Origin of the sequence: Streptomyces sp. DH12 (assembly GCF_020873895.1) — a bacterium.
In the GTDB taxonomy this organism is placed as follows: Bacteria; Actinomycetota; Actinomycetes; order Streptomycetales; family Streptomycetaceae; genus Streptomyces.
The window spans coordinates 46,784-67,381 of the sequence record NZ_JAHWGT010000035.1; the positions used below are offsets into that span (position 1 = coordinate 46,784).

The 20,598-nt window shown below is 72.2% G+C and carries 22 protein-coding genes; 3 read left to right on the forward strand and 19 right to left on the reverse strand.

What is annotated here, in order from left to right; all coding sequences use genetic code 11:
- Nucleotides 1-58: 58 nt before the first annotated feature.
- The 11 genes from LPA54_RS26545 to LPA54_RS42485 form a co-directional block, all read right to left on the reverse strand.
- Complete coding sequence (locus tag LPA54_RS26545; protein WP_228982212.1) at nucleotides 59-1,336, reverse strand: hypothetical protein; 1,278 nt, start codon at nucleotides 1,334-1,336, stop codon at nucleotides 59-61.
- Between the two features lie 61 nt (nucleotides 1,337-1,397).
- On the reverse strand, nucleotides 1,398-2,639 hold the full coding sequence (locus tag LPA54_RS26550) for an MFS transporter (protein WP_228982214.1): 1,242 nt from the start codon (nucleotides 2,637-2,639) through the stop codon (nucleotides 1,398-1,400).
- Nucleotides 2,640-2,920: 281 nt separating this feature from the next.
- A complete protein-coding gene (locus LPA54_RS26555; protein WP_228982216.1) occupies nucleotides 2,921-3,466 on the reverse strand; it encodes a hypothetical protein in 546 nt (181 codons plus the stop codon).
- A 1,355-nt stretch (nucleotides 3,467-4,821) separates the two neighbouring features.
- Nucleotides 4,822-4,980, reverse strand: a complete 159-nt coding sequence (locus LPA54_RS26560) for a hypothetical protein (RefSeq protein ID WP_228982218.1) — start codon at nucleotides 4,978-4,980, stop codon at nucleotides 4,822-4,824.
- The gene (locus tag LPA54_RS26565; RefSeq protein ID WP_228982220.1) at nucleotides 4,977-5,321 is read right to left on the reverse strand and encodes a DUF6087 family protein; all 345 of its coding nucleotides are present in this window, start codon (nucleotides 5,319-5,321) and stop codon (nucleotides 4,977-4,979) included. Before LPA54_RS26565 ends, LPA54_RS26560 begins: the two co-directional genes overlap by 4 nt.
- A complete protein-coding gene (locus LPA54_RS26570; RefSeq protein WP_228982222.1) occupies nucleotides 5,314-5,775 on the reverse strand; it encodes an NUDIX hydrolase in 462 nt (153 codons plus the stop codon). Before LPA54_RS26570 ends, LPA54_RS26565 begins: the two co-directional genes overlap by 8 nt.
- Before the next feature lie 3 nt (nucleotides 5,776-5,778).
- Nucleotides 5,779-6,792 carry a protein-L-isoaspartate O-methyltransferase gene (locus tag LPA54_RS26575; protein WP_228982224.1) on the reverse strand — a complete coding sequence of 338 codons (1,014 nt, stop codon included), beginning with the start codon at nucleotides 6,790-6,792 and terminating at the stop codon, nucleotides 5,779-5,781.
- Nucleotides 6,793-6,875: 83 nt separating this feature from the next.
- The gene (locus tag LPA54_RS26580; protein ID WP_228982270.1) at nucleotides 6,876-7,289 is read right to left on the reverse strand and encodes a lasso peptide biosynthesis B2 protein; all 414 of its coding nucleotides are present in this window, start codon (nucleotides 7,287-7,289) and stop codon (nucleotides 6,876-6,878) included.
- Between the two features lie 5 nt (nucleotides 7,290-7,294).
- Nucleotides 7,295-7,591, reverse strand: coding sequence for a PqqD family peptide modification chaperone (locus LPA54_RS26585; RefSeq protein ID WP_228982226.1), 297 nt, complete (start codon nucleotides 7,589-7,591; stop codon nucleotides 7,295-7,297).
- Nucleotides 7,575-9,413 (reverse strand): albusnodin/ikarugamycin family macrolactam cyclase, encoded by a 1,839-nt coding sequence (locus LPA54_RS26590; RefSeq protein ID WP_228982228.1) that lies wholly within the window; start codon nucleotides 9,411-9,413, stop codon nucleotides 7,575-7,577. The genes LPA54_RS26585 and LPA54_RS26590 overlap by 17 nt, the downstream gene beginning before the upstream one ends.
- 136 nt (nucleotides 9,414-9,549) lie before the next feature.
- Nucleotides 9,550-9,675: a hypothetical protein gene (locus tag LPA54_RS42485; RefSeq protein ID WP_267487653.1), complete on the reverse strand. Its 126-nt coding sequence runs from the start codon at nucleotides 9,673-9,675 to the stop codon at nucleotides 9,550-9,552.
- A 306-nt stretch (nucleotides 9,676-9,981) separates the two neighbouring features.
- Here LPA54_RS42485 and LPA54_RS26595 point away from each other — a divergent pair, with 306 nt between their 5' ends.
- On the forward strand, nucleotides 9,982-11,106 hold the full coding sequence (locus tag LPA54_RS26595) for a tetratricopeptide repeat protein (protein WP_228982272.1): 1,125 nt from the start codon (nucleotides 9,982-9,984) through the stop codon (nucleotides 11,104-11,106).
- A gap of 134 nt (nucleotides 11,107-11,240) precedes the next feature.
- On the opposite strand, the gene LPA54_RS26600 is transcribed toward LPA54_RS26595, so the two are convergent.
- The 5 genes from LPA54_RS26600 to LPA54_RS26620 form a co-directional block, all read right to left on the reverse strand.
- Entirely contained in the window at nucleotides 11,241-12,281 is a 1,041-nt protein-coding gene (locus LPA54_RS26600; RefSeq protein WP_228982230.1) for a Scr1 family TA system antitoxin-like transcriptional regulator, read from the reverse strand.
- Complete coding sequence (locus LPA54_RS26605; protein WP_228982232.1) at nucleotides 12,281-13,024, reverse strand: Scr1 family TA system antitoxin-like transcriptional regulator; 744 nt, start codon at nucleotides 13,022-13,024, stop codon at nucleotides 12,281-12,283. Before LPA54_RS26605 ends, LPA54_RS26600 begins: the two co-directional genes overlap by 1 nt.
- A gap of 50 nt (nucleotides 13,025-13,074) precedes the next feature.
- Entirely contained in the window at nucleotides 13,075-13,476 is a 402-nt protein-coding gene (locus tag LPA54_RS26610; protein WP_228982234.1) for a hypothetical protein, read from the reverse strand.
- 420 nt (nucleotides 13,477-13,896) lie between these two features.
- Nucleotides 13,897-14,370 carry a hypothetical protein gene (locus LPA54_RS26615; RefSeq protein WP_228982236.1) on the reverse strand — a complete coding sequence of 158 codons (474 nt, stop codon included), beginning with the start codon at nucleotides 14,368-14,370 and terminating at the stop codon, nucleotides 13,897-13,899.
- Between the two features lie 228 nt (nucleotides 14,371-14,598).
- Complete coding sequence (locus tag LPA54_RS26620; RefSeq protein ID WP_228982238.1) at nucleotides 14,599-14,952, reverse strand: hypothetical protein; 354 nt, start codon at nucleotides 14,950-14,952, stop codon at nucleotides 14,599-14,601.
- Nucleotides 14,953-15,378: 426 nt separating this feature from the next.
- Between LPA54_RS26620 and LPA54_RS26625 the strand changes: the two genes are divergently transcribed.
- Both LPA54_RS26625 and LPA54_RS26630 read left to right on the forward strand, forming a co-directional pair.
- Complete coding sequence (locus LPA54_RS26625) at nucleotides 15,379-16,698, forward strand: XRE family transcriptional regulator (RefSeq protein ID WP_228982240.1); 1,320 nt, start codon at nucleotides 15,379-15,381, stop codon at nucleotides 16,696-16,698.
- Nucleotides 16,695-17,252, forward strand: coding sequence for a GNAT family N-acetyltransferase (locus LPA54_RS26630; protein WP_228982241.1), 558 nt, complete (start codon nucleotides 16,695-16,697; stop codon nucleotides 17,250-17,252). The genes LPA54_RS26625 and LPA54_RS26630 overlap by 4 nt, the downstream gene beginning before the upstream one ends.
- Here LPA54_RS26630 and LPA54_RS26635 read toward each other — a convergent pair.
- The 3 genes from LPA54_RS26635 to LPA54_RS26645 form a co-directional block, all read right to left on the reverse strand.
- Nucleotides 17,249-18,112, reverse strand: a complete 864-nt coding sequence (locus tag LPA54_RS26635) for a DNA ligase (RefSeq protein WP_228982244.1) — start codon at nucleotides 18,110-18,112, stop codon at nucleotides 17,249-17,251. The genes LPA54_RS26630 and LPA54_RS26635 overlap by 4 nt on opposite strands.
- 614 nt (nucleotides 18,113-18,726) lie before the next feature.
- Nucleotides 18,727-19,062: a DUF6233 domain-containing protein gene (locus LPA54_RS26640; protein WP_228982246.1), complete on the reverse strand. Its 336-nt coding sequence runs from the start codon at nucleotides 19,060-19,062 to the stop codon at nucleotides 18,727-18,729.
- A gap of 253 nt (nucleotides 19,063-19,315) precedes the next feature.
- Nucleotides 19,316-20,473, reverse strand: coding sequence for a methyltransferase domain-containing protein (locus LPA54_RS26645; protein ID WP_228982247.1), 1,158 nt, complete (start codon nucleotides 20,471-20,473; stop codon nucleotides 19,316-19,318).
- Nucleotides 20,474-20,598 lie beyond the last annotated feature (125 nt).

Below are 20,598 nucleotides of genomic sequence, written 5' to 3' on the forward strand. Positions count from 1 at the left end.
CACCCGACTACGACAGGGTGCGGCGGGGTCTGCCCGGGAGATGTCGAGGCCATGAGGCTCACAGGGCGGCCCCGTCGTACAGGCCGAGCCTCTCGACCGCGCGGATCACGCGGTAGTCCTCCTCGATCGCCTGTCGCGATACGGCGGACAGCACGAGTTCGCCGGGGGAGGACTGGCGGTCCACCGTCTTGCGCACGGCGGCCCCGGCGACCAGCGATCCGACGACATGGCGGACTGTTGGGAGTGTCGTAACCGTGCGGAGCAGCTGTGCATCGAGGACTCCCTCACGTGGGGCGATCAAGGAGACGCGAGAGACGAAACGGCTGACGGTTTGGTCATCGACCCACGGTCGGACAAGCCCGGTAGTGCTCGCTCGTACGGCTTCCCGGAGATGGTCGATGCCCGCGGTGAGTTCGAAGAGCTCAGCGGCTAGCGGAGGCTCTGCGAACGCCCGGGCGGACAACAGCGTGGGACCGCGCCCGGTGAGAACCATTCGAAAGCGGGCGGGACCCGTCTCCACGCAGAGCGCGTCCAAGACGCGCATGGCGTACAGGTACAAAGAACGGACCAGCAGGCTGGGTGAGGCCATCAGGTCCGAACGTGTGTGGACGTGCTGGGACGTGCGCTCCTCAGCCCATACACCCGTGACCGCATGCTGGCTCGCCGGACTGCTGACCGTGTGGACGATGTACTGCCGGCCGGGCAGGTACTCCTGGATCACCAGGTCATGAGTACCTGTCTGGTGGTGCGCCGCGCGGCGCAGCCGGCGCCAGGCAGTACTGATCTCGGCGGCGCTGCGGCACACGGCCGGCGGCGCCGCCGCCGAGCTGTCAGCGACCGCCACAACGTAGGCGGGCAAGCGGCTCGACTCTGCCCACCGCAGAGCGCCGGCAAGGCTGGCTGTGCGAAGGACCCGCGGAGCGGCCAGGCCGGCGTCCGCCAGGGCAGCTGCCTGTACGCCACGGTCGGTGCGAAGCGCTGTCGTGCCCGGATCGTTCCCGGCGAGGCCGAGGGCTCTCGTGAGCCGGTCTGCGAGCGGCACGCCGATGCCGCTGCCGGCTATGACGGCGCTGACGCCGCGCTCACGGAGCCGCCTGGCGGTGCGGCGCAGCCCACCGACGTGCTCGATGACGTCCGGGTAGTCGGAGAGGTCGGTTCCCTCACGGTGCTGCGCGGGTAGGGCGTGGGCCGGAAGGGTGACGGCGGTGATCTTCCACCCGCGCCGGGCGTACTCCTGAGCATGACGGCCGGCTTCACCGTACGGCGCGACGACGGCCACAGCGCCGACACGCGGGGAACCGGTGGAAGGCATGGAGGAGGTGGAGGTGAGAGCCATGACGGGAAGCTCCAGAGCGAGAGTGGAAGGGCGATGGGGCCGGGTCATCAGACGGACGGCGTCAACCGAGCAGTACAGGAGGCTGTCGGCGCATCAGCCCGGTAAGGGGAAGGATCAGCGTGGCGCCGAGCAGCCCGGCCGCAAGCGAGGCCACCGCTGTCAGGAGGCCACCGCCCTGGTCGAGGGCCCAGCCCGTCAGCAGAGGGGCGAGGATGACCGCGAGAGCCAGTGTCGAGCCCCAGATGCCGGCGTAGAGCCCTCGGGCTTCGGCCGGAGCAACGTGGTCGAGGAGGTTGCCCGCGGCGATGAAGATGATGATCTCCCCCGGCACCAGGAGCACGACCGCCAGGCTGTAACCGATGGTGGTCGAGGCCAGCCCGGCGACAGTCATACCGGCTCCCAGGATCAGCGAGCTTGCGGCGAACTCGGCGAGCATCGGCGCGGTGGCGGCGCGTCGGCTGAGCCACGGGGTGAGGACGGGGGAGAGGGTCACCACAGCTGCGAAGTTGGCGAGCTGGGTCCACCCGTAGGCTGTGGCGGACAGGCCGTCGTCGGTCATGAGCAGGGGCAGGGCGCAGAACATCCCTGCTGCGCAGACAAGGGCGGCGAGGCTGGCGAGGGTCAGCAGCCACAGTCGGACGTCCCCGAGGGCTGCGCGGTACTCGGCTCGGGCGGTGGCGATCCGGGGGTGTGGTTGGTCGGCGTCGAGGTACCGCCAGGCGAGCAGTGCGAAGCCGGCGCAGGCCACCGCGTTGGTCCAGATCAGCGGGGTGACGCCGATGGATCCGGCGAGCATGCCGCCGGCGAAGCCGGTGAGGGCCGCGGAGACGTTGACTGCGAAGTGTCTCCAGCCGTTGATTCTGGCCCGCTCCTCTTCCGCCGAGATGAGTGCGGCGATGCTGGCGGACACGATGGGACGGGGCGCGTCGTAGACAGCGCCAGCGATGACGGTGGAGATGAATATCGCGGGCGTGGATGCGAGATGGGCGAGAAGCGGCAGCACCATGGCGGCGACGCTCATGGCGCCAATGAGCGTGGTTCTGCGGCCGACTCGGTCGGCAAGCCAACCGCACACCAGCTGGCCGACGAACCAGCCGACGCCGAAGGCGGCCAGGATGCGGCTGACGACGTTGGTGGAGAGGTCCAGCTGGTCCAGGCGATAGGAGAGAAACGGATAGGTGAAGCCTGCGGCGCGGACCAGGAATGTGCCGCAGAGCAGTGCCCTGATCGAGGTAGGTACGCGGCGCGGTGAGGGAGAGGGTGCGGAGATTGCAGCTTCATCGCGAACGGCGGCAACGGACACAAGGCGCTCCAGGAAGAGGTGGGGGTCTTCGGTGGTGCGGCGGCTGACAGGTCCCGGGCGCCGGGCGTCATCGGGCGGAGACGAAGGAGGGGGTGCCGTCGGGGGACGACGGCACCCCCGGCGGCCGAGGGGCTCGCGCGTGAGGAAGGAGCGCGGCCCGGGGCAGCACACTCGGGGGGTTGAGTGGCTGGTGTCTCGGCCGGTCCGGGTCACAGGAGGGGAAGACCTGTGCCCGAAGCCTGTGCAGAGGGGCGGTGGCTTGCCCCTGCCAGGGTTCTGGTTCAGACCACGGGCGAGGCCGCGAACCCGTGGGTGTGGTATCCGCCGCAGCAGCGGCGCCAGTCCAGGTGCAGCTCACCGTCGGCGTAGCCCTTGGCTGTGCCGGCCCGCCACCTGATCGAGCTGGTGGTGTAGGAGCCGTTGTAGTTGCCCTTGCTGTCGGAGTTCTCCAGCCGCCCCTCGATGGCGTAGAAGTCCTTCGACACCTTCACCGGGTCGGTTCCGGCCTGGGACCGCTTGACCTGGAGTCGGAAGCGAGCAGCATCGAAGATGTGGGAGTCGTCGATCTCCGCGAAGACGGGGCCGTCCCACGACACCTTCGCGTAGGCGTAGACGTACGAGCCGGACCGCTTGGCGCACAGTGTCGTGGTGACCTCCCACTGGTCAGCCCACGGTCCGTTGTAGTTTGCCGTGTCGATCGACTTCTTGCTGCTCTTGCACTTGTACGAGGCGGCCGCCGCCGGCGATGCGGAGAACATCGTCGTGCCGGCCACCGCGGCGATTGCGATGATGCCCGCGGCGGAGCGGCGCATGAGAGCGGTGGGCATGCGGATTCCTTCTTCCTGGTCCGGCGCCGTTGGTGGGTCTCGGAGCGCCGTGTGCTTTGCGGATTGGTTGAAAGGGCTGCACGCGGTGCCGTGCTGTCTGAGGCGTGCTCCGCGTGCTTGCGGCCGGGAGCTGCTGGGGCGCGAGGGAGCCCTCGGCGCAGTCGGCCGGGCTGCTGTGTGCGTAGGTGAGGCCTGCGAGATGCAGGCCCGCGACGTGCGGGGACCGCGAGTGGTCGGCCGTCGTCGAAGCCGACGTTCGGCAGCGAAGGCGGTCAGCCAGCGAGGAGCGGCATACGCATACCGACGGGCACCCATCCGTCCACGCCTGAGAGGAGGCGGGCCGGTAAGGGCTTGTCGCAGCATCAGGGGCCTTCGCTGCGGGTGTGCGGGACGCCGCTGCAAGGATGCCTACGCTGGCCTGCCGATAAGCGGCTGGCTCAGCGGTTCACGCCGGTGTCAGCGACCTGGGCGTTGTGATCGCCGATCTTGTAGGTATCGCTGGCGGAACAGCGCAAGCGGGTCGTACGGTGACGACAGTCACGGCGGTCACGCCGAGGATGGCGGACAGGCCGGAGCGTTGCAGAGCAAGCACAGAAGACTCCCCTCTGTGATGACGGGGAGCCCTAACCGCTCAGAACAGTCAACCGAATCTCGGGAATGTGGTCCCACGGATCCTGGGCATGACTATCCTGTAGCACGGCGTGGTTGCACACGCCTAGCTAGAGCACCCCTGTGAGTTGGGTTGGGTTTCCATCACTGGTGGTGCGTTGACTCGGGCGAGTCAGAGGTGGCTGCTCCTACGCGAATAGGGGTGGCCACCTTTTTTGTGGGTAGTGCTTCTCGCGTCGCGGGTCCGGTTGCAGCGGTTCCGTGGCGAGGGTCCTGCGTTGTCGGTTCGGTTCGGTAACTCTCGCTCAAGGTCTGGTTGCAACAGCCGTGAGGAGTGCTTGCTTAGGTGGCGATCGATCTGCCAGCAGATGAGCATCCGCTGGGCGCCAATGTCATAGCGTGACTGTTCGAATCACGAGCTGAGGCTGCGGGCTGCGGCCAGCCTCGCGCGCATAGTGTCCTGTGTCACTCTGCTCCCCCCTTCCACCTGCGGTCGGTCCCCCCGACCGGCAACCGCCATCAAGCACCTTCCGTCCGTTTCTGGACCGTGCTGACCGCGACGGGTTTCATCATGTCGGTTTCTGATCGCTCCGCAAGCGAGCGGAAACCAGATTTCCGGTCCGGGTCCGATTCGTGCAGAATGCCCGAGGATGTGACGCGGTGAATCACAATCCGCCCAGCATCAGTGGTCCCCCTCACCGCAGAGTCGGCAGCGCCTAACCGTGCACCGCCCGGCCGGGCCTCATTCAGATGCCGAAGGTCTGGACTCGGCCGCACGCGGCGCGCAGCGTGTGCCGGAACGGCAGCCGCAGCAGCATCAGGGCGCGGGTGAGGCCGGCCGCGGCGGCGAGGCGCTCGGCCAGGGTGCCGGTGCGGACGGTGGAGTGCGCCTCCCTGAACGTCACACACTGCTCCCTGAGGAGTCCGGGTCCGGCCGGTGCCATACCTCTGGCGGCCGCCACGGTTCCCACATCGGTGGGAGCTTGCCGGACGGCGGCAGGGGGACGTTCTCCGCGGTCTGCGGGGTGTGTTCGCGTGTGGCTGCGTCGGCGGCGTACCGGTCGGCGGCGACCCCCTGGGGCGCCCACTGGTGTCCGTCCCATTCGCTCACCGCGCGCGGCGCCTGCGGCTCGACGTGCCGGGCGCGGGCGGGGCCGTCGCCCAGCGGGATGGCCCGACGGTCGCCCCGCCGGGGTCGCTGAGCGTCCCGCCGAGCCGCCCACTCCTCCAGCGGCTCGTCACGCATCCGGGACACACCTTCCCAGGTCGGCGTTGCGGATGAGCATCAGGGCGAGCGGGCCGGCCGGGAGCAGAAAGCGACCGGCCGCAGCAGCGTCGATCGCCTCATCCAGGGGCCACCACGACAGCTTGAAGTCGACCTCGCTCGGGGTGAGCTGCTGGGGCCCGAGAGCGAGACCGGTCGCCTCGAAGAGGTGGACGCGGGCGGTGGAGTTCAGGGTGATGGCGTAGGAGCCCAGGGAGCGCCAGGAGGAGGCGGTGACGCCCGCCTCCTCCCCCAGTTCACGCTGCGCGCACTGCTGCGGCGTCTCACCGGGCTCCATCCGGCCGCCGGGCAGGAAGAGGTACTCACCGCCGTGGTCGGGGAAGTGGGCGCTCAGCAGCGCGACGCGGTCCTGGTCGTCGCGGGCGACGGTGATCGAGGCGTCCGGTCGGGCGCCGCTGGGTGTGGAGGTGGTCATCGGTCACCTGCTCAGACGCAGGGCCCAGCCGCGGTCCGTGCGGTCGAGGACGGGGGTGTAGGTCTCGGGGGCGGGGCGTCCGGCGGCTTCCCAGGTGGCGAGCCAGCCACGCAGGACGGCGAGGGAGGGCGAGTCAGGGTGGTCGGCGAGGAGAGTGCCATCCTGCTGAACGACGGCGGCCGTGGCGAGGGTGGAGTGGCCGATCGCCCACAGGTCGGGCCTCAGCCCGGCCGCGGTGAGCTGCTCGTCGGCCTGGGCGGCGGCGAAGGTCCGCCACGACGGCCAGTCGAGCTCCGCGCCCTCGTACGGCTCGGCGTACGCGTCCTTGCTCAGCAGCCGGCCCAGGGCGGTGCGGGCGCCGGTGTTGCCGTGGTCGTCCGCGTCCCGCCAGGCGATGGAGATCCACGACGGGGTGGGTACGCGGTTCTCCCAGTCCACCCACCGCCCGGGCAGGTCGAGGTCGGTCTTGGGGGAAGTGGTGGCCTCGATGTACCCGCCGGTGAACACCTGCGCCACCGTCGGCCGTCCGTCGCGGACGCGGATCTTGGCGACGACGGTCATGTTCGGCACCGATGCGATCGGCAGCGGGGCGACGATCAGCCCGCCGTCGGCGACCTGGTCCACCCACGCCTGCGGGAGCAGGGGCGGGGTGCACCAGGCCACCATCCGGTCGTAGGGGGCCCGCGCGGGGAAACCGGCGGTGCCGTCGGCGACGTGGCAGCGGATGTGGTGCACACCGCGCTCCTGGTGGATCAGGCCCGCCCAGCGCGCCAGGTAGGCGTCGATGTCCAGGCTGGTGACGTGCCCGGCGGGGCCGACCAGCTCGGCGAGGAGGGCGCCGGAGTAGCCGGAGCCGGTGCCGAACTCGATGACGTTCATCCCCTGGCGCACGTCGAGCGTGGTGATCTCACGGTGGATGACCAGCGGGTTGGAGCGGTGCGGGGTCGCGCCCCGGCCTTCGTGGTGGGTGTAGTGGCGCTCGGGGACGGACTGGGCGACGGCGGCGACCGGGGTCACGGCTCACTCCTTCGAGGGGTTCGGTGGTACTCGTATGCGACAACTGCGCCGGGCGGGTGAAGGACACGCGCCCGCCACGCGGGTCAGAGGGTCAGGGCGGTGTGGTGGTGCCATCCGGCGTCCGTGTACTCGCCGATGGGGCCGTGACCGGGAAGGTCGGCCCAGGCGTGGTACTCGACCGGCGGGGGAGCGAAGCGGACGCCCAGGCACCAGTCGAGCCGGCGGCCGAGCAGCGCGGCGGCGAGCACACTGCCGAGGGAGGTCTCCATGCAGGCGGCCCGTCCGGGCCACCAGCGGGCGGTGTGCCGGACGGCGCCGACCAGGGCCTCGGCGCGGGCGGTGGTGAGGTTGCGCCGGCCGATGCGGCGGGCGAGGCGCGAGGCGCGCAGCGTGTGCCGGAACGGCAGCCGCAGCAGCACCAGGGCGAGGGTGAGGCCGGCCGCGGCGGCGAGGCGCTCGGCCAGGGTGCCGGTGCGGACGGTGGAGTACGCCTCCATGCTGGTCACGATCGCCCCCTGCACCGTGTGCGTCGCGCCGGTTCCGGGCGGTCGGCGGCAAGGCCCTGGTCGATCAGGGCCGCCGCGACGGCGTGGACGTCGGCGGCGGCCTGCCCGGGGGGAAGAAAGTACCGCTCGGCGAAGCGGTCAACAGCCTGCGCTTCGGTGTTGGAGGCGAGCAGGAGCATCACGGCGGCCGACGCGGTCGGGGTGAGGTAGGTCCAGCGACCGGTGTGCTCGTTGAGGATCGCGCCGCCGCCGTCGGTGAGGACGGGGTGGGCGCCCTTACGCAGCCGCCACACGCGCGTGCACCTCCTCCCACCAGCACGTGCGCGCGGCGGCGAGCTGCCGCAGCCAGACCTCGGCGGCCACCACCAGGTGCAGCGCGCCCTGGGCGGTGGGCAGTCCGGCCGCCGCGCGGTCGAGCGTCTCGCCGACCGGGCGCTCGGTGACCAGCCCGAGGGCTGCCAGGTGCGAGCCGGGCCCGAGCAGTTCCCGCAGGACCGGGCCGTGTGTGCGCAGCCCTTGGTAGGCGAGGGCGTTGAAGCCGCCCTTCGTCCTGCGGGTGAGGACGAAGTCGGGCACGACACCGCGGCCGGTGAACGCCGCGTGCAGCAGCGGCTTGTACCGGTCGGGGGCGCCGCGCTGGTCGGCCGGCACGGCGAGACAGGCCCGGATGACCTCGTTGTCGAGGAACGGGGCGGCCAGCTCGGTGCCGTACTCGGCGAGCGCCAGGGCGCGCCAGCCCGCGGTGTCCGCGGCGAGCCGGGCGAGGTCTTGGCGGTCGGACCAGTCCGCCAGTCGCCCCGGAGGGTCGGTGAGCGCCCCCGCCGCGTGGTCGACGGCGTCGGCCAGCATGCGGCGGGCGTCCGGCGTCATCCAGTCGGCCGAGGCCAGCAGCGGGGTCCAGGCGATGGGCTGCTGGGCCTGCGGGATCCACGGGCGGGCCGGCTGACGCAGTGCGGCGGCCGTCTGCCGCCAGGCTCCGGCCAGGCCGGTGCGGGAGGCGGGCCGGGCGCGGCCGAGCACCGCGAGCGTGGAGGTGTGCCGCAGCCGGGCGTGCAGCCGTGCGTGGGCGGCGGCAGGCCGGTGGCGCCGTTCGCGCAGCAGGTCGGCCAGGTAGGAGCTGGGCGCGGACAGCACCGCGTCGCCGGCGGCCCCCGTGAAGTGCACTCCCTGACCGGGGCCGCGCGCGGCCACGGCGTCGAGGACGGCCCGCTTGATCGAGGCGGTGACGACGTAGGGGTTCGGGGCGGCCGTGGCCGGCAGGCGGCTGAGGTCGTCCAGCCCCGCGTAGTAGAGGGTGTCGGCGCCGCCGGGAACCGCCTGGTGGGCGAGGGCCGGCACGGCGGCCGCGGTGCGGGTCGCGTACGCGAGGTCGTCGTCGCGCAGCCGCTCGTCGGCGAAGGTCACGGCTGTCACCGCGCCGTGCTGGGCCGCCAGGCAGCCCAGGGTGGTGGAGTCCAGGCCCGCCAGGTCAGAGCTGACGGGCCGCCGGTCGAGCCGGGCGGCGACCGCCTCGGCGAGTGCGGCCCGCACCACCGCCCCCTGCTGGTGCAAGTCGGCCTCGTCGTAGGCGGGCGGCTCGTAGCGTTCCACCCAGGCGGCTTCGGGCCGCAGGATCAGCAGGTGGCCGCCCGGCACCCGCTTGACTCCGCGGAAGAGGCTGCGGTCGGCGAGCACGTCGGGCTGCCCGGTGGCGAGATGAGCGGCAAGCGCGGTGGCGTCGACGGGGGCGTTGTCGAGTGCCGCCAGGGCGGGCGCGGCGCTCGACCACCACGTGCCGGCCGCGTCCGGGCGGTAGAACACCGGGTGCTGTCCGGCGAGGTCCCCGATCACCGCCAGCGTCGCACCGCTGCGTGCGACGACCAGGTAGGAGCCGGGCCACCGGGTCAGCGCCCGCCAGTCCTTGGCTCGCACCGCCGCCAGCGCGCCCTCCAGGTGGTGGACGTCGGCGCCGCACTCACCGATCACAGCCAGGACGTGCGGGCCGTCCGTGACGGCCCGCACCCGGTCCGCCGGCCAGCCGCTTGTCCAGGTCGCCTCCAGCCCGCGTACCGCCTGCCCGCCGGCGGGCCGCTGGTCGGGCCCGGTCCCGCCGCAGAAACCTGCGCTCCACCTCATCTACGCCACCTTCTCCCTGCCACTGTGCGTGTACGTCGTGGTCGACAGACGAAGGCGCCGGGCCCGCCCTCCGCGGCGAACGCGGGGGAAGGCCCGGCGCCTGTTGTCCGGGGCCGGCGTGGCACCGGCCGCTGGGTCAGGCGTTCTTGTACTGGGTGTCGTCGGCGGTGTCGAAGTTGTTCGTGCCCAGCGTCACCTCGACGACGTCGCCGCCGTCCAGCACGACGGGGGCCTGGTAGACGGGGGCGGTGTTCTGCTCCATGGCGGGATGCCTTCCGCTCGGGCCCGGCGGCCATCCGCCGGGCGATGACCAACAGTGAACCGGCGGACGCGGGCCGTGTGGAGCTGCCAGAATGTAGGCCAGCTGTAGGCCAGTTGTAGGCCAGGACCGACGATCGGGCCGGACATGACCATGGGTGAGCGCATCCGCGCAGCACGCCAAGCCAGACGTCCCAGGTGCAGTCAGGAGAAACTCGCTGACGAGCTGTCGGCGGCCCGCTGGGGGAAGACCGGGTACCTCGACCGGCAGTCGGTCTACCGGTGGGAGAAGGGCAAACGAGTCCCGCAGGTGTGGCTGCCGTTCATCGAACAGGTACTCAACATCGACCTGTCCGGGAACAATCAGGGGAGCATCGCCGATACCGTGACCTCAGTCATGCTCCTGGGAGGCGGAGACGTGGACCGACGGCACTTCCTCACGGCATCCGCCGCAGTGGGCCTGGCCGCGCTCGATCTCCCGGACGCCGAGGCGATCGTGCGCCGGGCGAACCGGGCTGGCCCCGTCAGGGTCGGGATGGGCGAGGTCTCCGCGGTCCGCACCATGACCACCACCCTGGGCAACGCCGCCTCCGAACTCGGCGGCGGCCACGCCCGGCACCTCGCGGTCCGCTACCTGACGGTCGACGTCAAGCGGTGGCTTGAGGGCCAGTACACCGAGAAGACCGGCCGCGAGCTGTTCGCCGCCACCAGCGAGCTGGTGCACCTGATCGGCTGGATGGCCCGCGACGAGGGCCACCAGGGCCTGAGCCAGAAGTACCACCTGCACAGCTACCGCCTCGCCGCCGAGGCCGGCGAGAACGAACTCGCCGCGACCGCCCTGCGCGGACTCGCCGACCAGGCCATCGACCTCGGGCACATCCCCACCGCCGTACGGCTCGCCGAAGCCTGCGAGCAGCGCGGCCGCAAGCTCACCAACGCCAAGGCGCTGGCGTACTACCGCAACACCTACGCACGCGCCGCGGCCGCCGACGGCGACCACACCACGGCCGCGAAGATGCTCACCTCCGCCCAGGCCGCCATCGAGCACGCCCCCACCCGCCCGGGGCAGTCGTGGGCGAGCCACTACAGCCACGGCCGGTGGGCCCACGAGTCCGGGATGATCCACGCCAAGCTCGGCGACCTCGCCGCCGCCGAGGAGCACCTGCACCTCGCCCTCGACATCCACGGCCTGGACCGCAGGCGCACCCGGGCGATCGTGCTCGCCGACCTCGGACACGTCCAGCTCAAGCGCGGCGACACCGAAACCGCCCTGGCCACCTGGAACGAGTTCCTCGACTGCGCCGACGGCGTGCAGTCCGTCCGCATCAACGACGGACTCGCCAACATCGCAGCCCGCCTCCCGACCCTGCCGGACACCCCTTCAGCCCAGGAGGTCCGCGACCGCGTCTCACGCCAGCGGATCCCGACCGACTGAAGCATCTGTGCCCCGGCGCCGGACCGTCGTGGAGACGGCCCGCCGCCGGGGCACGTCCGCCTCCCGCCCGAGCTCTTACACCGGGACCCTGACCCTTGAGCGGCGGGCGGGAGGCGGGGATCGTGGTCCGACCGTCAGGCCGGGGTGCTGCGCGGGTCGCGGTACGAGCGGCCGAGGGAGTAGGCGACGGAGTCGGCGCAGCCGTCGCAGTGGTGCTGCGGGTCTTCCTCCGTCTGGCTCTCCCAGTGTTCGGCCGCCCGCTCGATCAGGGCGTAGGACTCCCGGTGCCCGGGGGCCCGGTCGACGGCCCGGCGCAGACTGTCGTGGACGGCCTGGGCGCAGCGGGAGCGGTTCGTGTACCAGGGCATCGCGTCCATGCCGGCGAGGAGCCGGTGGCCGTGGACGGTGAGGTCGGCGACTTCCCCGGCGAGGTGGTGGGCGCCGATCTGCGTGGCGGAGGGCACGACGCGGATGTCGGCCCGGGACGTGCCCGCGGGCCCGGCCATCAAATGCAGCAGGTGACGGAGTTGTGCGGCCATCACCCGCGGGTCTCCGACCGGTCGGCGCAGGACGGTGTCGTCCAGCAGCAGCGTACGGCGCGCGTCCGCGACGGGCGGCACCCAGTTGAACCACCGCGGCCCGGGGGACGGCTCGTCGTGCCGGGGGGCGGTGTCGATAATCGCGGCGCGGTACTCGGCGGTGCGGTAGTCGGGCGGGATCCGCCCCATCGTGAAGAACACGACGTCGCTCGCCGCCCGTGTGAGGGCCGTGTACCGGGCCACCGCCTCGTTGCCGGCGACGTCCGCCCACCTGTCCCACCGACCCTCGTGGTTCTCGGCGTGCTGCCGGCTCGGTGGAAGGAGCCGGAAACCGCGCTGGAGGGAGGGGAAGGCGTCACTCAGCGACTGCACGTGCGCGCGCTTCACGCCGTAGTACCGCAGAAGAGCCTCCAGGGCCGGGAGCGGGATGAGGGACTCGGCTCGCTCCCAACGGCTGACGGTGGAGGTGTTGACGCGGACCCGCGCCGCCGCGGCGGCCTCGGCCAGGGTGCGCTGCTGCGACAGCCGCAGGCCGCGCAAGTACACGCCAAGGACGATCTGGATCGGCGCCGGGGCCGGAGCGCCACCCGCGGTGGGCCGGCCGGGATGGTCTGCTTCGACCAGTCGGCTGGGCATCAGACCTTCGCCTCCATCGCGTCGGCGGCCTCCGCCAGGCGCTTGCGGCTGACCGCGGGCAGGAGGGCCGCCTGCTCGTAGCGGTCCATGTAGCGGCGCAGGGCGGCGGCGTGCGGGCCGCGCTGGTAGAGCACGGTGACGCCGTCCTCCGTCGCGTACAGCGGGCCGCCGGAGGGGTGGACGATCTCGTGGAACAACCCGCCGGGGGCGGGCAGGAGGGTGTCCGCCGGCAGGATCCGCACGACGACGCTGCCCTCGGCTTCCAGAGCTTGGAGGTGCCGCAGCTGCTCGGCCATGACCCGCGGGCCGCCGCACGGGCGCAGGAGGGCGAACTCGTCCAGCATCAACGTGGTCGGCTGCGCGGGCCGGGGCCGCCAGTCGGACGGGAAGGTCGTGGCGGCCGGCGCGCAGGCCGCGCGCACGACTCCCCGGTAGGCGTCGGTCTGGAGGCGTGCGGGGATCACCGTGCGGGTGACGGTGCGCAGGGTGGAGGCGCCGTCGATGCACGAGGCAAGCCGGTCGCCGCGGTAGCGCCCACCGTCCAGGACCACGTGGTGGGGGTCGATACCGGCGTCCATCACCACCAGGGCCCGGTCCTCGATCGACCGCGTCAGCAGCGCGGTGATCTCCCCGATGAAGAAACTGTCCGGCAGCAGCAGCGCCTCGGTGGGCAGGGAGTTCAGGTGGCGATCGACCAGCCGGTCGGCCAGCGACCGACTGGTCGTGGAGGTGGTGGTGGCCATGGGAATCCTCGGTAGCGGTCGGGACAGGCAAGAGGGACGGGGTGACGGCGTCACGGCGCGTCGTCGCCCAGCAGGTCGAGCACGGTGAGGACGGCCAGGGCGAGGCGGCGTACGTGCCCGCGCGTCTCGGCCGGGTGGGGGTGGTGGGCGCTGACGTCGAGCAGGCGGAGCATCGCCTCGGTGGGGTAGGGGTGCGTCAGGCGCGGCACCACCCCGATCAGCAGGGCGCTCGTCGCCCGGAGCCGTTCGGTGATGAGCAGTGCCTGGTCTGGCGCGGGGTCGGCGTCCTCGTCCAGGACCGCGTTCAGGTCGGTGTAGACCTGGTCGGTGATCGCCTCGGCGGCCAGCGACCGGCGCAGGCCCGCCAGGGCCCGGTGCACGGTCGCGGTGTCGTTGGAGACCAGTCCTGCGAGGGCCGGGTGGGTGGTGGCGCTGCCGGTGACGGTGATCATCACGGCCTCCCGGGCGGGAGCGGAAGGACGGCCCAGGTGGTGTGGCCGTCGGGGCTGACACCCCACGCGGTGGCCAGGGCGTCGACGAGCAGCAGACCGCGGCCGCACTCGTCCGCCTCGCCGGCCGGCCGCAGCCGCGCCGGCGCCGGGTTGCCGTCGCGGACCTCGATCCGCAGCCCCCGACATTCACCGCGACCGTGAGCCCGACCTCCCCCCGGCCGTGCCGGACGGCGTTGGTGACAAGTTCCGAGACGACGAGCGAGGCGGTGTGCAGCAGCGGCAACAGGTTCCGCGAGCGCAGATAGGCGGCCGTGATCCGGCGCATCTGCCGCACCCGGGAGTCGTCAGGCAGGAAGCAGACCGCGAAGCGGTCCTTGCCGATCACGGGACCCAGCGCGGGCGCGGGGGCGAGGTGGCCGTTCACCGGCACCTCCCCGGCTCGCGGGCGGGGGTGACCAGCGCGACGAACAGGCCCCGTGCGTGGAACCAGGTGAGCTGCCGCTCGTAGACGGCGGCCGCGGGGCTGATGGCGGCGGGCGAGTAGGCCAGGGCGCCGTCGGCGTACCCGGCGGCCAGATGCATGCGCAGCCCCGACCAGCCCGGCCGCGCCTGCGGGTCCGGGATCCCGTCAGGGTCGGTGTAGTGCCCGACGACCTGCCAGTGCCGCTCCACGGCGTACGCCTGCGCGCGGTCCGCGAGGTGCGGCGGCGAGTACAGACACACCCGCGGCGTCCGGCCGGCGGCCAGCACCCGCTGGAGCGCCGCGTCGAGGTGCTCACGGCGTGCGGCCGCGAGGCGGACATAGGGGTCGGGCACGAACCGCGCCCGACCGCGGTACGGCGGCTCGTCGACCAGGAACTCCTCGTCCAGGTCGTAGTCGGTGCTCTGGCACATGCGTGGGCCTCGGCTTCGTCATCGTCGTGGAGGTGCGGAGAAGGGGCCGGCCGCCCCCCTGGCCGGTGGAGGGGGCGGCCGGGACCGCGCCGCGGCGGCACCCGGGTGACGCCTGCGGCGGGGCCGACCCGCTGAGCACCCCTTCGCGCTCACGGGGGCGCGAAGGGCGGCACGCTCAGGCGGGCCCGCTGGTACCGGCCGCCGCGGGGGAAGGCGGCGGCCGGCGCTTCACTGCCGCTCGGCCCAGCGGGTCAGCAGCTCCGAGTCGTGCGGGGAGGGCATCGGCTGGCGCCACATCAAGGTCCGCCACAGCAGGCCCGGGAGCACGAAGTACTCCTTCGGCGGCCGCAGCCAGAACGTCCCCGGTCGGCCCGTGCGGGCCAGGGGCGGCAGGTGCAGCGCCTCCCCGCCGCCCATGCACAGCCCGTACGGCTGCACGGGCCACCGGGACAGCGTGCCCGGCGGCACCAGCCAGTACAGCCACGCCCCGGTGTTGATCACCGGCCCGCACCCGCGCGGCTGGGCGGCGTCCATCCGGTTCACCGCGTCCAGCCCGTCGATCGACGCGGAGGAGACGACCACCTCACACGTGGTCGGCCCCAACCGGATCGTCCCGCCACCGTCCGTCAACCAACCGCCCAACCGCGCGTCGAACGCGGCACGGGAAATCCGAAGCGGGTCCCCTGCGGCTCCCCGCATGGCCACGCAAGGCCGCGCGCCTCGGTGAGTGGGCGGCGTGCGCATGACTGCTCCAGCCGCCCCGTGGACGTTGCTCGCTGGTCTGGCATCCATGGAAGCCTCCAAGACACTGCACTACGGCCGTGGTTCTCTAGCAAGAGCCACACCGGCGGGGTACCGACCCTGATGACCTGCACGGGCCGACCACCCGAGGAAACCGCGCCTCCACCGTCCCGAGCCAGGAAATTCCGACCACAACTGCCCAGTGCCATCCGGAAATTCTGCTTTCAACAACGAGACGATCTCCATGCCGGTCGATACGCTGTGTACATGACGGCTAACGTCACCTTGAGCGCGCATATGGAGGCGGCTGGCCTTGGGCAGGCGCACCTTGCCCAGCGCTTAAACGATCACATCGCACGTCTCTACGGCGAGCCGGGGAGGATCAGCGACCGCCATGTGCGGAACTGGCTGACCGGAAAAACCTCCTGGCCTCAACGAAGACAGCGGGCGGCACTCGAAGCAGAATTCGGCCTCAGCGCGGAGCGTCTTGGCTTCACTCCCCCTCCGCCCCGCAGCCGCCTTGCGCAACTGGCGTCGGCTGCTCCTGTTACGACAGACCCACTGGAGGAAACCGTGAGGCGCCGCAAGTTCGCCGTCACCGCGACCTCGCTTGCCGCCGCAAGTCTCCTGCCTCCACAGGCCGGGGCGCGGCCCCGCGTCGGCATGAACGATGTCAAACGGCTTGAGACGGCATTCCTCGACCTGGTGGCCTCGGACAACACGCACGGGGGCAGCGTGAGCCTGGAAACCCGTGCCCTCGCGTTCGCCCAGCACGCGCTGGAGCGGCAGAAGGTCGGCACCGCCACCAGCCGTGTCCGGAGTCGCCTGTACTACTTGGCCGCAGCCTTCAGCGGCACGGCGCTGTGGGCCGCCGTGGACAGCCGCCAGGTTGAGCGGGCCCGGACGCATTTGCACAACGCTTTGTACCTCGCCGACCTCTCTGGAAGCTCCCAGATGAAGACGCGTCTGTGGTTGCACGCCTCGCTGCTTGCTTCGCAGGAGCCCGGAGGCATGCGGGAGGCCCTGGACGCCGCCTACGAAGCCCGCTCGACGTACGCATGCAGAAGCGATGCCCTACTCCACTCCCTGGCCTTGGCGCGCCTGGCCGGCATCCAAGCCGATGCCCACAGCGGGGAGCCGCGGCTGGGACTTGCCGCCTTACGGAATCTGGACGGCGCACACGAGGCGTTCCAGCGGGCAGAGGGCAATGACGCCCGACCCGCTTGGATCTCGTTCTACGACGACGCCGAGCTCGAAGGGCTGTCGGCACTCGTCATGACCCGCCTCGGCCGTCATGAGGACGCTGAGGCGCACCTGCACAGGACGCTCGGCAAGCTCCGCCCCGAGTACCGGCGCAATCGCATGTATTACACAGCTACCCTGGCGCTGGTGCAGCTCCGTCAAGGTGAGGTCGAGTTGGCGTGCAGTACGGCGGGCAGCGTAGTTTCCGGCGGCCACGCGCCAACGGGGCGCACTAGCCAGCTGCTTGCCCGGTTCGGTAGGCAGCTGACGGCGGCCGCGCCGGGTTCACGCTACGTGGCCGATTGGAAGGTCCGCCATCCGCGCGAAGGGGAGCACAGGACGTGACGGTCGAGTTCAGCCAGGCAACTGCCGAGCACCTTCAGGTGATCAAACAGGAAATCTTGGACATCCATATTGAGGTCCGGTATCGCGACTTCGGTATGACGGGTGAGTTCCACTCCGCGAAGCGCTTCGCCGAACGGCTGGAGATGTACGCTTCGCGACCCGGTTGGAGTGCCGTCATCGCGCACGAGGAAGGCGCGCCGGTGGGGTTCTGCTTTGGCCACCCGCTCGCCGCCGACACCAAGTGGTGGGCGACCATGACCACACCACTCGCAGCTGATGTCACCCGCGAAGACGGATCTCGCACGGTCGCACTCAACGAGATCGTCGTTCGCCGCCCCTGGCGAGGAAGCGGCACCGCGTGGCAACTCCACGAGACCTGGCTGATGGCGCGCGAAGAGGAGCGGGTCACCCTGTTGGTGAACCCGGCATCCGGCAACGGCGCCCTCCAAGCCAACTACGAGGCATGGGGGTACCGGAAGATCGGCGAGCAGAAGCCCTTCGCCGACTCCCCGGTCTACTCCGTGATGCTGCGTCCCATCGCCCAGAACGCCTAGCGGACCCTCGTCGCGCTGACGACCGCGTGCCGGGTCGTGCCGCTCAGCACCTCCACCACGATCTCGGCGGTGGTCACGGTGTACGGCTCGCCCGCGGTGGTGCGCGCGCGGGGGCCGGGCGCGGCCGCGGCCAGGTGTTCGGCGGCGGCCGCGGCGAGGGCGCCGGCCAGCCGCTGCGTCAGCGCGACGCGGCCGTCGGGCAGCCGCACGGCCAGGTGCCGCGGGCGGGCGGCGGCGCCGGTGTGGCCGACGACCGGCACGTCGACCGTCTCCGCGTGGCGGATCTTCTGCCAGATCCTCGACGCGCGGTACGGGGAGCGCGCGGGCTTGGCGACCACACCCTCGATGCCCTGGGCCTGGAGGGTCTCGTACCAGGTCATCGCCACGTCGATGTCGTCGGTCGCTGGGACCGCCTGGATCGGCGGCGGCACACCGGCAAGGAGGTCCAGCAGCAGCCGGCGGCGCTCCAGGTAGGGCCGCGGCCGTACGTCGCCGGCGGTCGGGTGCTGGAGGATGTCCCACACCGGGTACGCCGCCGGGAGAGCGGCGGCCAGGCGCCGGGCCCGCGCGGGGGAGGACGCGGCGCGGGACTGCACGGCGTGGAAGTCGCACCGGCCGTCCACCCAGATCACCGCCTCGCCGTCCAAGACCGTGCCCGGTGGTAGGGCGCGACCGGCTTCCGCCAGGTCGTGCCAGGTCGCGGTGACGTCGCGCCCGCTGCGGGACTGGAGCCGCACCGCCTCCTCGTCGCGGAACATCACGACCCGGTGCCCGTCGAACTTCGGCTCGTACCACCAGCCCCGCCCCCGCGGCAGGCGGGCGACGGGCCGGGACAAGGCGACGAGGACCGGACGCTCCACCCCTCCAGCCTCACCCGACGCCCGCCACGCGGCGACGCGGCAGCGCCCGTCCGACGACCCGCCGCATGTCGAGAAGTCGGTCGCTTGGGTCGCTGCCCCACCGCCACCACGGAACAATTCCTGCCACACATCTACCCTCTTGGCCGAATCTGGGTGCATGATGCGGGTGTGGCACCGCCCCCATTCACCCCCACGGCGGCGCCCTTCGGCTCCGCCCTGCGCTGACCACGCGGGCGGGGCCGCGCCATCCCTTCCGGCTCCCCACGGGAGGGCAGGCGCATGTGCGGCAGGGGCGTCGATACGCCGCGCCGCCCTGCCGCCCAGTGCTACCGTGTGCACAGTCCCAGCGATGGGGCATTGCTCCCCGCACCAGCGGGGATGATCCCGGCGTCGGCTCGTCGTCGTCATCGGTCATACCGTGCTCCCCGCAGCAGCGGGGATGATTCCGAGGCAGTGAGTGCATTCGCCTGTCGGCGGAATGCCCCGCGTGTGCGGGGATGAGACAACGCCCCCTGTCTGCGGCCTACGGGCCGGGCAGGGGGCGACGTGTACGCGTGCAGGAGAGGCCGCGCCGACGCGGTGCCGGAAGGCCGGCTAGGTCCCGGCGCGGCGTGCTAGACGTCGAGGATCCCCAGCTCGGACTCCGGTCGGCAGACCTCGCAGGGCGGTATCCCGTCGGCCAAGGCGCGGCGGGCAGTGTCCGCCGAGACGCCGGGCGCCTTCCGGCCCATCCCGCAGGAACCGATGTGCACTGCGGTCGGCGCGCGGTCGGCGCCGGGGCTGCGCTGGATCCGGTAGTCCGGCTCCGGCGGCGGCACGGTGCGCTGCCGGGCGGCCTGCTCGGCGCGGAGCTGCGTGATCCGGGCATCGGCCTCCTTCAGGGCGAGCGCGAGCCAGTGCCGTACGACGAGCAGCCGGTCGAGGTCAGGAGGAAACACAGATTCGTACACGCGTACGAGTCTAGAAGGGGGGGTTCCATATGCGATGCGGGGGCCGCGCGTGCCCCTGCGCTGACCGTCGCTGTGACGGGCGGCGCCGGTGTGACCACGGCCTTGGGACTGGTGGGGCGTGATCCAGTAGCGTGCCGGTGCGGCGGGCACCACCCGGTGATTGCTTGGTCCAGCACCCGCCCCGTCCGCCCCCGGCTCAGGCGCTCTGGTCCGGGGGGCGGAAACCGCTCCGCCCGGCGGTCGTGCGGCAGTCTCAGGCGGCGCCGCGTATCGGCCGGGGCTCCGGGACGGGCTCCCAGCGGCGGCGTACCCCGTCGACCTCGCTCCAGATCCACTGCTCGTCTGCGGTGCGGGTCATGCCGAAGTCGTACAGCGAGGGCCGGCCCGCCTTCTCCCAGCGGTCCCAGCCGGTGGTCATCTCCTCGTCCAGGCGGCGCGGTCCGCCCCGCTCGACGGTCGTCTGTCCGTCCGGCTGGTCGGTGAGGCGGGCCCAGGAGGAGTGTGCGTCGTGGAGCCACGCGGTCGCGGCCGCGCCGCCGCCGCTGCTGGTGGAGACCCGCACGTCGGGCAGGAGGACGCGCAGCGCGAACAGCAGGCTCGCGTCGGCCAGCCCGGCGGCCGCCCGGCCGAAGGCTGCCGCCGCGGGGCCGCCGGGGCTGCGCTCGCGGACCTGGTGCAGCTCCAGGCCCTGGTCGACGCCGCGGGCGGGCATGAACATCCCCAGCCCCTGCACCCAGCCCTCCGCCGACGCTCCGTCGTCGGCCACGGTCAGCGCGACGTGCCCGAGCCGGCCCCACGGGGCGACGATCCGCCCGCCGGGGCGGGTCTGCACCACCCACGCCCACGGCACCGTCTCGACCGCGTAGGTGGCGATCACCCGGTCGAACGGGCCCGCCTGCGGCCACCCGGCGGCGCCGTCGCCGACGTGCACCGCGACGTCGACGCCGGCGTCCGCCAGGCGCCGGCGGGCCCCGGCGGCGAGGCCCGGGTCGACCTCCACGCTCGTCACCCGCCCCGGCCCCGCCCGGTGGGCGAGCAGCGCGGCGTTCCAGCCGGTCCCCGTCCCCAGTTCCAGCACCCGGTGTCCGGCGTCGAGACGCAGCGAGTCGAGCATGTCGGCGACCACCGAGGGGCACGACAGGCTCGACGACGGCAGCCCGTCCTCGACCTGTGTCACCGCGGCGTCGTACGGGTCGCCGTACACCAGGCTCGCCCACCGCTCCTCGGCGTCGCCGCGCGCGACGGCCTCCCAGCGGGCGCCGTCCCAGCTCCACACCACCTCGGGCGCAAAGCAGTGCCGCGGCAGGACGGCGACGGCGGAACGCACCCACGGCGAGTCGGCCGGCCAGCACCCGGCCTGCGCCATCGCCGCGTCCTGCCGTGCGGCGTGCTGCTCCAGGAGGTCGCTCACTTCTTGTGCTTGCCGTCCGAAGGCGGCGGCGGGGGGACCTGCCCGTCCGTGTTCCCCGGCGGCGGCGTGCCCGTCGACGGGTCCGGCGCCGGCTTGCTGTGACCACCCATTGGTGACCTCCCTGT